At 58.9% G+C, this 12,802-nt stretch carries 12 protein-coding genes; 1 reads left to right on the top strand and 11 read right to left on the bottom strand.

What is annotated here, in order from left to right; genetic code table 11:
- Positions 1-628: 628 nt before the first annotated feature.
- The 6 genes from ACR0B8_RS01485 to ACR0B8_RS01460 all read right to left on the bottom strand — a co-directional run bounded on the left by ACR0B8_RS01485 (position 629) and on the right by ACR0B8_RS01460 (position 5,414).
- Positions 629-877 carry a DUF2484 family protein gene (locus ACR0B8_RS01485; RefSeq protein ID WP_170360262.1) on the bottom strand — a complete coding sequence of 83 codons (249 nt, stop codon included), beginning with the start codon at positions 875-877 and terminating at the stop codon, positions 629-631.
- The gene (locus tag ACR0B8_RS01480; protein WP_480657890.1) at positions 874-1,122 is read right to left on the bottom strand and encodes a DUF2484 family protein; all 249 of its coding nucleotides are present in this window, start codon (positions 1,120-1,122) and stop codon (positions 874-876) included. The genes ACR0B8_RS01485 and ACR0B8_RS01480 overlap by 4 nt, the downstream gene beginning before the upstream one ends.
- Before the next feature lie 75 nt (positions 1,123-1,197).
- Positions 1,198-2,607 carry a UDP-N-acetylmuramate--L-alanine ligase gene (gene murC / locus ACR0B8_RS01475; RefSeq protein ID WP_480657892.1) on the bottom strand — a complete coding sequence of 470 codons (1,410 nt, stop codon included), beginning with the start codon at positions 2,605-2,607 and terminating at the stop codon, positions 1,198-1,200.
- On the bottom strand, positions 2,604-3,701 hold the full coding sequence (locus ACR0B8_RS01470; protein WP_170360268.1) for a UDP-N-acetylglucosamine--N-acetylmuramyl-(pentapeptide) pyrophosphoryl-undecaprenol N-acetylglucosamine transferase: 1,098 nt from the start codon (positions 3,699-3,701) through the stop codon (positions 2,604-2,606). The genes murC and ACR0B8_RS01470 overlap by 4 nt, the downstream gene beginning before the upstream one ends.
- The gene (gene ftsW / locus ACR0B8_RS01465) at positions 3,701-4,864 is read right to left on the bottom strand and encodes a putative lipid II flippase FtsW (protein WP_170395647.1); all 1,164 of its coding nucleotides are present in this window, start codon (positions 4,862-4,864) and stop codon (positions 3,701-3,703) included. The genes ACR0B8_RS01470 and ftsW overlap by 1 nt, the downstream gene beginning before the upstream one ends.
- A gap of 214 nt (positions 4,865-5,078) precedes the next feature.
- Positions 5,079-5,414 carry a cupin domain-containing protein gene (locus tag ACR0B8_RS01460; RefSeq protein WP_170374536.1) on the bottom strand — a complete coding sequence of 112 codons (336 nt, stop codon included), beginning with the start codon at positions 5,412-5,414 and terminating at the stop codon, positions 5,079-5,081.
- Positions 5,415-5,596: 182 nt separating this feature from the next.
- Between ACR0B8_RS01460 and ACR0B8_RS01455 the strand changes: the two genes are divergently transcribed.
- On the top strand, positions 5,597-6,775 hold the full coding sequence (locus tag ACR0B8_RS01455; RefSeq protein ID WP_170360273.1) for a BaiN/RdsA family NAD(P)/FAD-dependent oxidoreductase: 1,179 nt from the start codon (positions 5,597-5,599) through the stop codon (positions 6,773-6,775).
- On the opposite strand, the gene ACR0B8_RS01450 is transcribed toward ACR0B8_RS01455, so the two are convergent.
- From ACR0B8_RS01450 to ACR0B8_RS01430, 5 genes are all read right to left on the bottom strand, one after another.
- Positions 6,772-7,146 carry a glycine zipper family protein gene (locus tag ACR0B8_RS01450; RefSeq protein ID WP_226688706.1) on the bottom strand — a complete coding sequence of 125 codons (375 nt, stop codon included), beginning with the start codon at positions 7,144-7,146 and terminating at the stop codon, positions 6,772-6,774. The two genes, ACR0B8_RS01455 and ACR0B8_RS01450, sit on opposite strands and share 4 nt — an antisense overlap.
- 105 nt (positions 7,147-7,251) lie before the next feature.
- A complete protein-coding gene (murD, locus tag ACR0B8_RS01445) occupies positions 7,252-8,652 on the bottom strand; it encodes a UDP-N-acetylmuramoyl-L-alanine--D-glutamate ligase (protein ID WP_226688707.1) in 1,401 nt (466 codons plus the stop codon).
- A gap of 150 nt (positions 8,653-8,802) precedes the next feature.
- Positions 8,803-9,885 (bottom strand): phospho-N-acetylmuramoyl-pentapeptide-transferase, encoded by a 1,083-nt coding sequence (gene mraY / locus ACR0B8_RS01440; RefSeq protein ID WP_170360278.1) that lies wholly within the window; start codon positions 9,883-9,885, stop codon positions 8,803-8,805.
- A gap of 24 nt (positions 9,886-9,909) precedes the next feature.
- Entirely contained in the window at positions 9,910-11,304 is a 1,395-nt protein-coding gene (locus tag ACR0B8_RS01435; protein WP_170360280.1) for a UDP-N-acetylmuramoyl-tripeptide--D-alanyl-D-alanine ligase, read from the bottom strand.
- Positions 11,301-12,782 (bottom strand): UDP-N-acetylmuramoyl-L-alanyl-D-glutamate--2,6-diaminopimelate ligase, encoded by a 1,482-nt coding sequence (locus ACR0B8_RS01430; RefSeq protein ID WP_226688708.1) that lies wholly within the window; start codon positions 12,780-12,782, stop codon positions 11,301-11,303. The genes ACR0B8_RS01435 and ACR0B8_RS01430 overlap by 4 nt, the downstream gene beginning before the upstream one ends.
- Between the last annotated feature and the right edge of the window lie 20 nt (positions 12,783-12,802).

Below are 12,802 nucleotides of genomic sequence, written 5' to 3'. Positions count from 1 at the left end.
CCCGCCACCACATCGGCTCTAGCAATCCTACGTTGTCCGAAGCCAGAAACCCATAGGCACTGGACAAAACAAGAAACAACAAAAGATAGACGGGCCCACGAAAACGACCCCGTTTAACAAGATTGTGGGATGCCAGCCCGGACAAAAATACCGGAAGCGCCATCGCCAACACGACAGCGGCTACTGCTTCAATTATCTCCAATCCGTGTCCTCATCTCAATGTTTGGTCAAAATGGTTCAGCTGTCCTCAACCAAGCGTTTCTTTGGAGCACAGCATTTTAACCTCTTGGGTTATTACACGGGCGCAATACTGGCATCAGACTTCAACTTCCTGAGCAAAATCCGGTGCAATCCACCAGTCAAAATTCCAAGGGTAAGACCTGGCACGAATTGGACGATCACGCTCGAGGTATAAGCGACTGTAAATAGCACAACGAACCCCTCGGCGCTCTGACTGGCGTACGCGCTAACAGGGGTCCAATACCACACGGCAAACGAAACAAACAATAATATAAGAAGATAGATCGGTCCTCTGAACTTCCCTTTAATAATAAGAATGTGTGAGGCTATCCAAATCAAATACAGGGGCAGAAAGAATGCGACAGTGTAAAAGACGTATTCGACCATGTCAGTGTCCAACAAGCCGTCGCACCCAACGCCCCAGATAAATCACCGGCCAGCGCAGCACCGACATGCCTGCTGCCATTACAATCAACCCGATCCACGGTCCGTTCTGAAGCGTCACGTATCCCAAAATCGGAATCCCCACCGCAATCAGGATATAGGCGCGGGTCCAGTGATTGTCTTTGCTGGGGATCATCGCTAGCAAATTCGCGGCAATTCCCCAAAGCGCGGCAAGGGCAATGGACAAGTTCATTCCTGAACCTCCGCACCGGTCCACCGGCGCCAATAATAACGGATAGGATTGCGGAACATGGATGCGAAAGCGGCGCAGGCCAGCAGCGAAAACACCCAGCCGTAGTCGTGACCCAGCCAGACTATCAATGCAGGCGCAAAGATGAATAACACAACTCCAGGCGGGAACTGCAGACGCATCGGCAACATGGCCACAATCGTCGAGGCCACGACCCACAAGGCTGCAAACATTACCGAATATGCCATATGCTCCTCCGAGGACATCCCGTCTGCGATTGCGACGTCACACTTTATAGTTGCAATAGGCGAGAGTCCATTGCCTCAGACCGCCTGTTTTTGCCGCAATCGAGCGGGCAATCCGTTGGCCCAGGCACTGATCGTGCCTGCGCCCAGGCAGACGACCATATCTCCGGGACGCGCCTGTTCGCGAACCAGACGTTCAAGATCGCCTTCGTCCAGCAATGCGCGGGCATGGCGATGGCCGTGGCGGATCAGGCCCTGCACAAGATCATCGCGGGATGCACCCTTGATCGGGTCCTCTCCGGCAGCAAAAATATCGGCGATAGCGACAACATCAGCATCGTTGAAACACGTGCAGAAATCATCAAACAGATTGGACAGGCGGGAATACCGGTGCGGCTGATGCACGGCGATGACCCGTCCCTCGGTCGCCTGACGGGCAGCTTTCAGCACAGCAGCAATTTCCACAGGGTGATGGCCGTAATCGTCAATGATGGTGACCCCATCAACCTCACCCACCTTGGTAAAGCGGCGGTTCACGCCACCGAAATTGGCCAGCGCATCACGAATTTCCGAGGTCTTCATGCCTAGGTGCCGGGCCACTGCCGCCGCAGACAAGGCGTTTGAGACGTTGTGATCACCGGGCATCGGCAAGGTACAGCCTTCGACCACCGTGTCTTCGTATTGCAGGTGGATGTCGAAATGCGCGATGCCGCCTTTGTAAGTCAGGTTAACTGCACGTACATCGGCCTGCGCATTGAAACCATAGGTCCGCACGCGCCGGTCAGTGATGCGGCCAACCAGCGTCTGCACCTCGGCATGATCGGTGCAGCACACGGCCAGACCGTAGAAAGGCAAGTTCGACACGAACTCGTAGAAACCGTCGCGCAATTTGTCGAAGTCGCCCCAGTGTTCCATATGCTCGGGGTCGATATTGGTAACAATGGCAATGGTCGCAGGTAGACGATTGAACGAGCCGTCGGATTCGTCGGCCTCGACCACCATCCATTCGCCCTGTCCCATCCGCGCGTTGGAGCCATAGGCGTGGATGATCCCACCATTGATCACCGTCGGGTCGAAATCACCGGCCACCATCAACTCGGCCATCATGGTGGTGGTGGTTGTTTTGCCGTGGGTTCCGGCAATCGCGATATTGGACTTCAGGCGCATCAATTCGGCCAGCATGTCGGCCCGGCGTACAACCGGCAGTCCGCGCGCGCGGGCACCGTCCAATTCCGGGTTGCCCGGTTTGATCGCGGTCGACACCACTACTACGGCGGCGTTTTCCAGGTTCTCGGCGCGTTGGCCGACAAAAATCTCGCCCCCCAAGCTGGCCAGACGGTCAGTGATTTTCGAGGCCTTCAGGTCCGACCCCTGCACCCGGTAGCCAAGGTTCAGCAGCACCTCAGCAATGCCCGACATCCCGATCCCGCCGATCCCTACGAAATGGATCGGCCCTACATCTTGCGGCAGTTTGGTTGCAGGATTCATGCGGTCTCCTTCTGCGCCAGTTGCTCGACAAGGGCCGTCAGACGCTCGGTTGCGTCCGGAGCTCCGGTCGAAAGGGCGGCATGGGCCATTTTTTGCGCGGCTTCAGGGTTAGTCAGAACTGCGGTGATTTGCTCGGTCAGCGAGGAAACGTCAAGGGCGTTTTCAGGAATCATGATCGCCCCACCCGCCTGTACCAGCCCGCGTGCATTGGCGGTCTGGTGGTCGCCAGCGGCAGCCGCAAACGGGATCAGGATCGAGGGTCGCCCGATGACCGAAATATCGGCAACGCTTGACGCCCCCGAGCGCGAGATAACCAACTGTGCATCCGACATGCGGCGGGGAACGTCGTGAAAAAAAGGTTTGACCTCGGCACGGATGCCATGGTCGGCGTAGAACGCCGTGACCCGTTCGCCATCTTCGTCACGTGCCTGATGGGCAACGCGAATATGGCCCCGCAGCAATTCGGGCAAAGCTGCAATCGCGCCGGGCACCACATCGCTGAGGATGCGCGCGCCCTGCGATCCCCCCATCACCAGGATCGACATCGGGTAATCTCCGGGCGGAATGTAACCCGCCGCCGCGCGTTCAAGAACGGCGGCCCGAACCGGATTGCCAGTATGGATGCCCTTTGCCCCCTCGGGCAGGTCCGTGGGCCAAATACCGCAAGCTACCTGAGACACGCGGGTCGCAAACAGCTGGTTTACCCGTCCCAGAATACCGTTCTGTTCATGGATCATGCGCGGGATTTTCAACATCGTCGCCGCGCCGAGCGCCGGGATCGAAGGGTAACCGCCAAATCCCACAACCACATCCGGCCGGTCGCGCATCATCTGCAATGACATGCTGGTCACGCCACCCGCAATCTTGGGTCCGACTAGCGCCTTTGCGGCCAAACCACCACGCGCGAAAGTGGCCGAGGACGCCTCGACAATTTCGGTCGAGTGCGGGAAGCCACTGGTATACCGTGCGCCGCGCGTATCGGTAGACAGGCGCACGCGCCAACCTTTTTGCAGCATCGCCTCGGCCAGCGCTTGTGCCGGGAACATGTGGCCCCCGGTGCCGCCAGCTGCAATCAGAAGGTAGGGTTTGTTCATTAACCTCGTCCGCGCAGAATATCGCCAAGCTCGCCCTGTGGGCGGGTGCGGGTGAAGGCCAACAACATGCCAACTGCGATACCGCCCGCAATCAGGGATGAACCACCATAACTGACAAACGGCAGCGTCATGCCCTTGGCGGGCAACAGCCGCACCGCAACGCCCATATTGATCATCGCCTGCACGCCGAACATGCAGGCCAGACCGGTGCCTGCCAGACGGATGAACATGTCCCGCTCGCGCATCAACCGCAGCAGCGAGCGTACAACTATGATCGAATAGAGCGCGATGATGATCAGCACCAGGATCAGGCCGTATTCCTCAGCCGCGACAGCGATGATAAAATCGGTATGCGCATCGGGCAGCGACCATTTCACCTGCCCCTCGCCCACGCCAACACCGAACAATCCACCTTCGCGAATGGCGTTGGTGGCATAGCCCAGCTGCGTGGTCGGATCGACCTCTTGGTTCAGGAACCCGTCGATGCGGCGGGCAAAGTGTTCCGAGTTCGAATAGGCCAGCATACCGCCCAGCACGACCGCCCCGGCCATACCCAGCAGAAGCAGCATAGGTGCCCCTGCCACAAAATACATCACGCCCCAGCCAAACAGGATCAGACAGGCTTGACCGAAATCAGGTTGCAACACCAGCATTCCAACGATGGCCATGCACAGCGCAAAGGACCACAACCGCCCCGGAGGACCGTTGATTTCCTGCGACGCGGCCAGCAACCATGCGGCCACGACAATAAAGCCGGGCTTTAGAAACTCGGATGGCTGCATCGAGGCAAAGCCCAGCGAATACCAACGGACCGCCCCCTTGCCGAAATCGGTGCCAAAGATCGGCAGAAACGCCAGCGCCACAAACGACGCAAGAAAGCCCAGCACTGCCAGACGCCGCACCAGTGTCGGGGACATCATCGAGGTCAGCAGCATCGCAACCAGAGCCAGCCCGCCAAAGATCGCCTGCCGTTCGACATAGTGGAACGGGTCAAACCCGTTGCGCCCGGCCAACGGCGGCGACGAGGCCAGCCCCAGCAACAGCCCAATGACAAACAGGATCAGCACACAGGACATGGTCCAGCGATCAATCGTCCGCCACCACTTTGGTAGAATCGGTTCTCCGCGCTGGTCCTGGACCGCGCCATACACCATCTCAGTCATGAGATACCGCCACTTACTGCCTCGTTCACGCCCCGTTTTCGGGATCTGATTGAGAGTCTACAGACATTTTTGCGTTTGGGCTAGCGGAATGAGCGGGTATGCGGAAAACGGCCCGTCAGTGGCGGTGACCTTAGCAATTGGACAAACGGCCCCAATCCCATCGCGGTGTCAAAGGGGCTGAATAATGCCCACGCAGGACAGCGCAGAATTTACGTCACTCTTTGATTGGATACCGATCCGGCTCTTCAAACACGTCGATCACACGGGTCCCGGCCTTGATCTGCCCACCGTGTTCCACCCCGGCCGGAATCGAATAGCTGTCACCGGGACGGTAGGTTTTGGTAACTCCTCCGATAGTCAGCTCGACCTCACCTTCGATGACCGTTCCCCATTGGGCCCCATGTGAATGCAATGGAAGCTCCATATCCTGAAGAAACGTAAAAAACGCCGCGAGGCCGGCGTCAGATCTTATGACCGCCGTCTGCACGACATCCTCGGGGAAAGGCACGTCCAATTTGGGAAATGCAGTAATAAAGTCCGGAAATCGCATCGATTTATCCTTTTTTGAAAACGCGCGTCAAAAGGGCAGCATGTCAGCGCGTTGGGCAGCTTGCAATCTGTATTTCTACTGACCAAAACGCCTCACGATGCAATGACCCATGAAGTCTTTTGCAGTGCGCCGAAACCGCGCTGGCTCTTGCCTTCCTTCCAATTCCACGCCATGCGCAGCCCATGACATATGACACGATCATCCTCGGTGCCGGTGCAGCCGGTATGATGTGCGCGATCCATTGCGGTGGGCGCGTTCTGGTGATCGATCATGCCAAAGCGGCCGGAGAGAAAATTCGCATCTCAGGTGGCGGGCGTTGCAATTTCACCAACATGTACGCCGGGCCGGGCAACTTCCTGTCGCAAAACCCGCATTTCTGCAAGTCGGCCTTGGCGCGATATACGCAGTGGGATTTCGTTGACCTGGTCGGGCGCCACGGCATCGCGTGGCATGAAAAAACCCTTGGCCAATTGTTCTGCGACGGGTCCTCGAAACAGATCATTCAGATGCTGTTGACCGAGATGGAGCGCGCCGGGGCCGATCTGTGGGTGCGTACCGAGTTGAAAGATGTGCGCAAGACCGAGGCCGGTTTCGCGCTGGAGGTCGACCGCGAAGGGCAGCGCCTCAGCCTGACTTGCACCAATCTGGTTCTGGCAACGGGCGGTAAGTCGATCCCCAAGATGGGTGCAACCGGCTTGGCCTATGATATCGCCCGCCAGTTCGGTCTGCGGATCACCGACACACGCGCAGCATTGGTGCCGTTCACCTTCTCGGACGGGAAATTCAAGGACCTTTCCGGCGTGTCCTTGCCCGCACGCCTGTCAAACGAGCGCACCAGCTTTGACGAGGCGCTGCTGTTCACCCATCGCGGCCTCAGCGGGCCATCGGTGCTGCAATTGTCTTCTTATTGGCGCGAGGGTGAGGCGATCCGGGTCAACCTGATACCCGATCTTCCCCTTTTCGACCTGCTGCGCGATCAGCGGCAAAGCGGAGGCCGCAAGGCCCTGACCACCGAACTTGCCCGCCACTTGCCAACACGGCTGGTGGAGTACCTAAGCCAGCATATTCCGATGCAGGGCAACCTGGCCGACCAATCCGACGCGGCACTGACCGATTTAATTACGGCCCTGTCCAATTGGCCACTGACCCCTTCGGGCACCGAAGGTTATCGCACCGCCGAGGTCACCCTGGGCGGGATCGACACTGATGATCTGTCGTCAAAAACGATGGAGGCCAGGGATGTCCCCGGCCTCTATGCGATTGGCGAAGCGGTGGATGTCACCGGTTGGCTGGGCGGTTACAATTTCCAATGGGCGTGGTCCTCGGGCCACGCTGCTGGAGTTGCAATCGCAACCCGTTAGCCGACGACGTTATAGCCACGTCCGCGCATACAGTTGCGCACGATGACTTCTTTATTCTGGTTCTTGTTGATCACGTCCGCACCGGCACCGACCAGAGCGCCAGCGACCGCTGCACGACCCAGATTGTCGCTGCTGTCCTGAACGATCCCCGTGACCGCGGCAGCACCGGCCGCGCCAATTGCGGCGTTCCCGGCGGTCGTGCCATCAACACTGGCCTGAGATGCCGCCAATTGCTGGCATTGCTGCAGATCCACGTTGTAGTTCGGGCCAATCGGACCATCGACAATCGGCTGATAATTGGCACCAACATTCGTGCAGGCTCCGACCACCAGAATGGTAGGAAGAATCAAAGAAAACTTACGGTATGGCATAGTCATTACCTCGTGTTGAATTTGCCCGGAGCCAAACGTAATTGTCACGGCGCGTCAAGCTGATAGCACTGTAGCTTGGCCCAACTGGCGGTCTATTGCAAATGACTATCCCGCCAACCGCTGCCGAACCTGTTCAGCGAAGTCCTCTCCGCGCTGTTCAAAATTGTCATACTGATCGAAACTTGCCGCTGCAGGGGCCAGCAGCACCGTCTCTCCCGGTTGCGCATCTGACATGGCCTGCGCCACGGCTTCCGCCATTGTGGTGCAGACCTGCGCCTCGGCTTCAAGTTGAAGCGCGAAATTGGCAGCTTCGCGCCCGATCACATAAGCCTTGAGCACCTGATCCGCCGCGCCGTTCAACGCTGAAAGACCACCCTCTTTTTCCAGTCCCCCACAAATCCACCGGATCTTTTTAAACGCGCTCAACGCCTTCAGCGCGCTGTCTACATTGGTGGCCTTGGAATCGTTCACATAGGTCACGCCGTCCACTTCGGCGATAATCTGGCTGCGATGCGGCAAGCCGGGATAGCTGTGCAGCGCATCCTCAATTACGCGCGGCGCCAGCCCCAACGCGCGGCAGGCAGCATAGGCGGCACAAGCGTTCTGATGGTTATGAACGCCGGGCAGGCCCTTGATCTGACGCAGGTCGATTGATCCAGCCTGCCGCCCCTTGCGGTACTCCGACAAGAACCCCTTGCGTGCAAAGACCTGCCACCCCGGCCCGGTCAGTTTGCGCGCCACCGAGACACGGATGACCCGGTCGTCAGTCGGCCCTTCGGACAGCTGACCCGCCAAAAACGCGCCTTCGTTTTCATCCACACCGATCACTGCGCGATCTGGTCCGCCCTCGGCAAACAACCGGCGTTTGGCTGCGAAATAGCCCCCCATCCCGCCATGCCGATCCAGATGATCCGGAGACAGATTGGTGAACACTGCCACATCCGGCGTCAGAGCGCGGGCCAGATCGGTCTGATAGCTGGACAACTCCAACACAACCACCGACCCGTCTCCACCCGGATCAATATCCAGCACCCCGCGCCCAATATTCCCTGCCAGCTGTGCCTCACGCCCGGCTTCGGTCAGGATGTGATGAATCAATGCAGCGGTGGTTGATTTCCCATTCGACCCGGTCACCGCAATAACGCGAGGCGGAGTGTCATAGTTGTTCCATTCCGGCCCGGCAAAGGATCGGAAGAACAGCCCAATATCGTTGTCCACCGGCACTCCGGCGTCCAGCGCAGCAGCCACAATCGGGTTCGGTTCGGGATAGAGATGCGGAATTCCCGGCGACACGATCAGCGACGCGATGTCGTCAAACGCCCCGTGGCGGTGCAAATCGGCGCAAGTGAAACCTTCTGCCTCGGCTGTTTCGCGAGCGGCGGGATTGTCATCCCAACAGACAGGCTCAGCCTTACCTGCCCGCAATGCACGGGCCGTGGCCAGACCCGATCGGCCAAGCCCCAGAACCGCAACCTTTTGCCCTGAAAACCCTTTGACCGGGATCATGCCGCCCACCTTCTTCTGACGTCCAATTGGCCGTCACACTGCGCAGAAGAAAACTCTATTGGCAAGGGCAACAAAAGGCTCGCGCGTCAGCGCGAGCCGTGCTCAACAGGTGGCAGGTGGACCACAGGTCCGCCGAACCTGGCGGGAGCGTTACCGGACTTTCAAAGTCGCCAGACCAATCATCGCCAGGATCAGCGAGATGATCCAGAACCGGATCACAATGGTCGGCTCGGCCCACCCCTTTTTCTCATAGTGGTGATGGATTGGTGCCATCAGAAACACGCGGCGACCGGTGCGTTTGAAGTACAGAACCTGAATAATCACACTCAGCGCTTCCACAACGAAAAGCCCACCGACAACGGCCAGTACCAGCTCGTGCTTGGTGGCCACCGCAATTGCACCTAGCGCGCCGCCCAGAGCCAGCGAACCGGTATCGCCCATGAATACGGCCGCAGGCGGAGCGTTATACCACAGAAACCCAAGCCCCGCGCCAAACAGTGCCGAGGTAAAGATGAAAATCTCCCCCGTACCCGGCACATAATGCACGTCCAGATATTCGGTAAAGTCGACCCGACCGACCGCATAGGCAATGATGCCAAGTGTCGAGGCCGCAATCATCGCTGGCATAATCGCCAGCCCGTCCAGCCCATCGGTCAGGTTCACGGCGTTGGCCGCGCCCACGATCACAACAATTGCGAACGGAATATAGAAAATACCCAGATTGACCAGCGTGTCCTTGAAAACTGGCACCGCCAATTGGTTCTGCAGCGCCTCAGGGTGATGCAATGTCGCCCAAAGCGAAGCCAGAACCGCAATAATCACCCCCAGCGCCATCCTTGTCTTTCCGGACACACCCTTAGTGTTCTGCTTGGACACCTTGGCATAGTCATCTGCAAAACCGATTGCCGCATAAGCCAGCGTCACAAACAACACCATCCAGACATAAGGATTGTCCCACCGCGCCCAGACCAGCGTTGAGGTCACCAGCGCACCAACGATCAGCAACCCGCCCATGGTTGGCGTACCAGCCTTGGAAAAATGCCCCTCAGGACCGTCGTCTCGGATCGGCTGACCTTTACCCTGTTTCCTGCGCAATACGTTGATCAGCGGCTTGCCGAAGATAAAGCCAAAGATCAACGCGGTCAGAAAGGCTCCGCCCGCACGGAAGGTGATATAGCGGAAGAGGTTAAAGAAATCCCCCCCATCCGACAGGGCGGTCAACCAATAGAGCATGTCAAAACCTTTCTCATGCGGAGGTCATGGGTCAAGCGCGCTCCCTTGCCCCATTTTCCGCAAACCGTCAACAATCTGAGCCAGCGCCATGCTCAGCGACCCTTTGGCCAGAACCGTATCGCCTGCCCGGATCAAATCCGGCAGATGCGCGGCCATTTCGGTGCTTGTTTCACTCCACAACCCGCGCTTGCCCTCGGGCAGCGCTGCATGCAGAGCCTTCATCAACGGACCGATACAATGAACCTGATCGACCTGCGCCATTGCCGCGACATCCGCCATTCCGGAATGCATGGCGATTTCCTGCGTGCCCAACTCTTTCATATCACCCAAAAAAGCGACCCGGCGTGTGCCCTCCGCCGCAGCCAGCACATCCAACGCGGCCTCCATCGAAGTGGGATTGGCATTATAACTGTCATCCAACAGCTCAATCTGCCCGCCCGCCGCCAGCGGCAGCACCTCGCGCACGCCCCGCCCTTTGACCGGAGACCATTGGCGCAGACCTGCGATGGCTTCATCAAGATCAACACCCATTTCAACACAGGCCGCCAATGCACCCAGCGCATTCATGGCAAAATGCGTTCCTGCCGATTGCACGTCATAGGTGATGGTGGCATCCCCAACCACAGCTTCCGCACGCACCGAGTCGCCTCCTTGCGAGACATTAGTCAAAGCGTAATCTGCAGCCTTACGGCCAAAATCAACGATACCGGCCCTGTAGTCCTGCGCGATCTGACGCAAAATTTCTGCGTGTTCGATATCTGCATTCACGATGGCCGCTCCACCGGGCTCGAGCCCTTCGAAGATCGCGGCTTTTTCCTGAGCGATACCCGCAACCGAATCGAAGGCCTCAAGATGGACCGCCGCAACTGTCGTCACCAACGCCACATGCGGGCGTGCCTGACGCGCCAACGGGGCAATCTCTCCGGGGTGGTTCATGCCGATCTCGATCACGGCGAATTCAATGTCGCGCGGCATTCGAGCCAGCGTCAGAGGAACGCCCCAATGGTTGTTATAGCTGGCCACGCTGGCGTGGGTTTTTCCCTGCTTTTCCAATATGGTCACCAGCATTTCCTTGGTCGAGGTCTTTCCGACGCTGCCGGTAACACCCACCACGCGCGCGTCAGTTCGGGCGCGGCCTGCTTGCCCCAATGCCTCTAACCCGGTCTGAACATCATCGACTATCAACAGCGGGGCGTCCTTCGAAACACCTTCGGGAATGCGCGACACCAATGCAGCACCGGCGCCTTTTTCCAACGCCTGCGCCACAAAATCATGCCCGTCACGCTCGGCTTTGAGAGCAACGAACAAGTCGCCCGGCTCAATGGTCCTGGTGTCGATTGACACGCCATTTACCGCCCAATCGGTCGTGGCGCGCCCTCCGGTGGCCTCGGCCGCCTCGGCTGCTGTCCAAAGCGTCATGCCACCCTCCCGTCCAGCGCGGCCACACTGATACTGGCCTGTTCCACATCATCAAACGGCAACACCTGATCACCGACGATTTGCCCAGTCTCATGGCCTTTTCCGGCGATCAACAGCGCGTCACCGGGTTGCAGAGCGTCAATGCCGCGCAGGATGGCTTCGGCCCTATCGCCCACTTCGGTGGCCTCCGGCGCACCCAGCAGAACAGCGGCGCGGATCGTGGCCGGGTCCTCGCTGCGTGGGTTGTCGTCGGTGACAAAGACAAGATCCGCATGATCGGCGGCTGCCTTACCCATCAGCGGGCGCTTGGTGGCATCCCGATCCCCACCCGCGCCGACAATGGCGATCAGGCGCCCCATGACATGCGGCCGCATCGCCTTGAGCGCCGTTGCCACCGCGTCCGGCGTATGGGCGTAATCGACAAATACCGCCGCGCCGTTGTCACGTGTCGCAGCCAGCTGCATTCGGCCCCGAACGGTTGTCAGGTGCGGCAAGGTTTCGAACACACGCTCGGGCTCTTCTCCGGCGGCGATGACCAGCCCGCAGGCAAGCAGGATATTCTCGGCCTGAAACCCTCCAATCAGGTTCAGACGGGTTTGCAGCACCTTGCCCTGCCAGGAAAACCGCAAGTCTTGCCCGGTTGCGTCAAAACGCTGACCGATTAGGCACAGATCGGCATCGCCCAGCCCGACGGTCAATACACTTTGACCCCGCGCTTCGGCTATTTTGCGAACCTCGACACCTTTGGGGTCGCTCATGTTGATTACCACGGTGCCGTCCTGTGGCAACACACGATCGAACAATCCCGCCTTGGCGGCGAAGTAGGCCTCGAAGGTTTCGTGATAGTCCAGGTGATCCTGCGTGAAATTCGAAAAGCCCGCAGCGGCCAGATGCACGCCATCCAGACGCCGTTGTTCGAGCCCGTGCGAAGACGCCTCCATCGCGGCATGGGTCACGCCGTTTTCCGCAGCTTCGGCCAAACAGCGGTGCAAGGTAATCGGCTCGGGCGTGGTATGCGCCAGCGGTGCGGTCCACGCACCCTCAACCCCTGTTGTTCCAAGATTGACGGCGGCCAGTCCAAGCTCCATCCAAATCTGGCGTACAAAGGTGGCCACGGACGTTTTTCCGTTTGTCCCGGTGACAGCCACGATGTGCTGCGGCTGGGCCCCAAACCAAAGCGCGGCACATCCGGCCAGCGCTTGACGGGGGTCTTCAACCACGATCAAAGCAGCGTCCGATGCGGCCAGTTCCTCCGCCGCTATTTCAGCGCCTTCAGCATCTGTCAGGATCGCAGCGGCCCCCATACGCAGGGCGAATTGTATGAACTCTCCACCATGTACGCGGGTGCCGGGAAGCGCGGCGAACAGATAGCCATCCCTCACGTCACGGCTGTCAACGGCCAGTCCAGTGACGTCGGGATTCGCCCCGCCCCGCGCAGTCAGGGCCAGTTGGCTAAGTGTTTTCGTCCTTGTGCCCATGACCCACCTCTGCTGGACAG

This window comes from Ruegeria sp. BH6, from assembly GCF_056538105.1.
Note: the sequence above shows the minus strand (reverse complement) of the source record. Positions and strands in the feature narration are given on the sequence as shown.

Excerpts from the sequence above, each read along its gene's own strand:
- ACR0B8_RS01485 (WP_170360262.1), bottom strand. The coding sequence starts at position 877 with ATGAACTTGTCCATTGCCCTTGCCGCGCTTTGGGGAATTGCCGCGAAT.
- ACR0B8_RS01480 (WP_480657890.1), bottom strand. The coding sequence starts at position 1,122 with ATGGCATATTCGGTAATGTTTGCAGCCTTGTGGGTCGTGGCCTCGACG.
- murC (WP_480657892.1), bottom strand. The coding sequence starts at position 2,607 with ATGAATCCTGCAACCAAACTGCCGCAAGATGTAGGGCCGATCCATTTC.
- ACR0B8_RS01470 (WP_170360268.1), bottom strand. The coding sequence starts at position 3,701 with ATGAACAAACCCTACCTTCTGATTGCAGCTGGCGGCACCGGGGGCCAC.
- ftsW (WP_170395647.1), bottom strand. The coding sequence starts at position 4,864 with ATGACTGAGATGGTGTATGGCGCGGTCCAGGACCAGCGCGGAGAACCG.
- ACR0B8_RS01460 (WP_170374536.1), bottom strand. The coding sequence starts at position 5,414 with ATGCGATTTCCGGACTTTATTACTGCATTTCCCAAATTGGACGTGCCT.
- ACR0B8_RS01455 (WP_170360273.1), top strand. The coding sequence starts at position 5,597 with ATGACATATGACACGATCATCCTCGGTGCCGGTGCAGCCGGTATGATG.
- ACR0B8_RS01450 (WP_226688706.1), bottom strand. The coding sequence starts at position 7,146 with ATGCCATACCGTAAGTTTTCTTTGATTCTTCCTACCATTCTGGTGGTC.
- murD (WP_226688707.1), bottom strand. The coding sequence starts at position 8,652 with ATGATCCCGGTCAAAGGGTTTTCAGGGCAAAAGGTTGCGGTTCTGGGG.
- mraY (WP_170360278.1), bottom strand. The coding sequence starts at position 9,885 with ATGCTCTATTGGTTGACCGCCCTGTCGGATGGGGGGGATTTCTTTAAC.
- ACR0B8_RS01435 (WP_170360280.1), bottom strand. The coding sequence starts at position 11,304 with ATGACGCTTTGGACAGCAGCCGAGGCGGCCGAGGCCACCGGAGGGCGC.
- ACR0B8_RS01430 (WP_226688708.1), bottom strand. The coding sequence starts at position 12,782 with ATGGGCACAAGGACGAAAACACTTAGCCAACTGGCCCTGACTGCGCGG.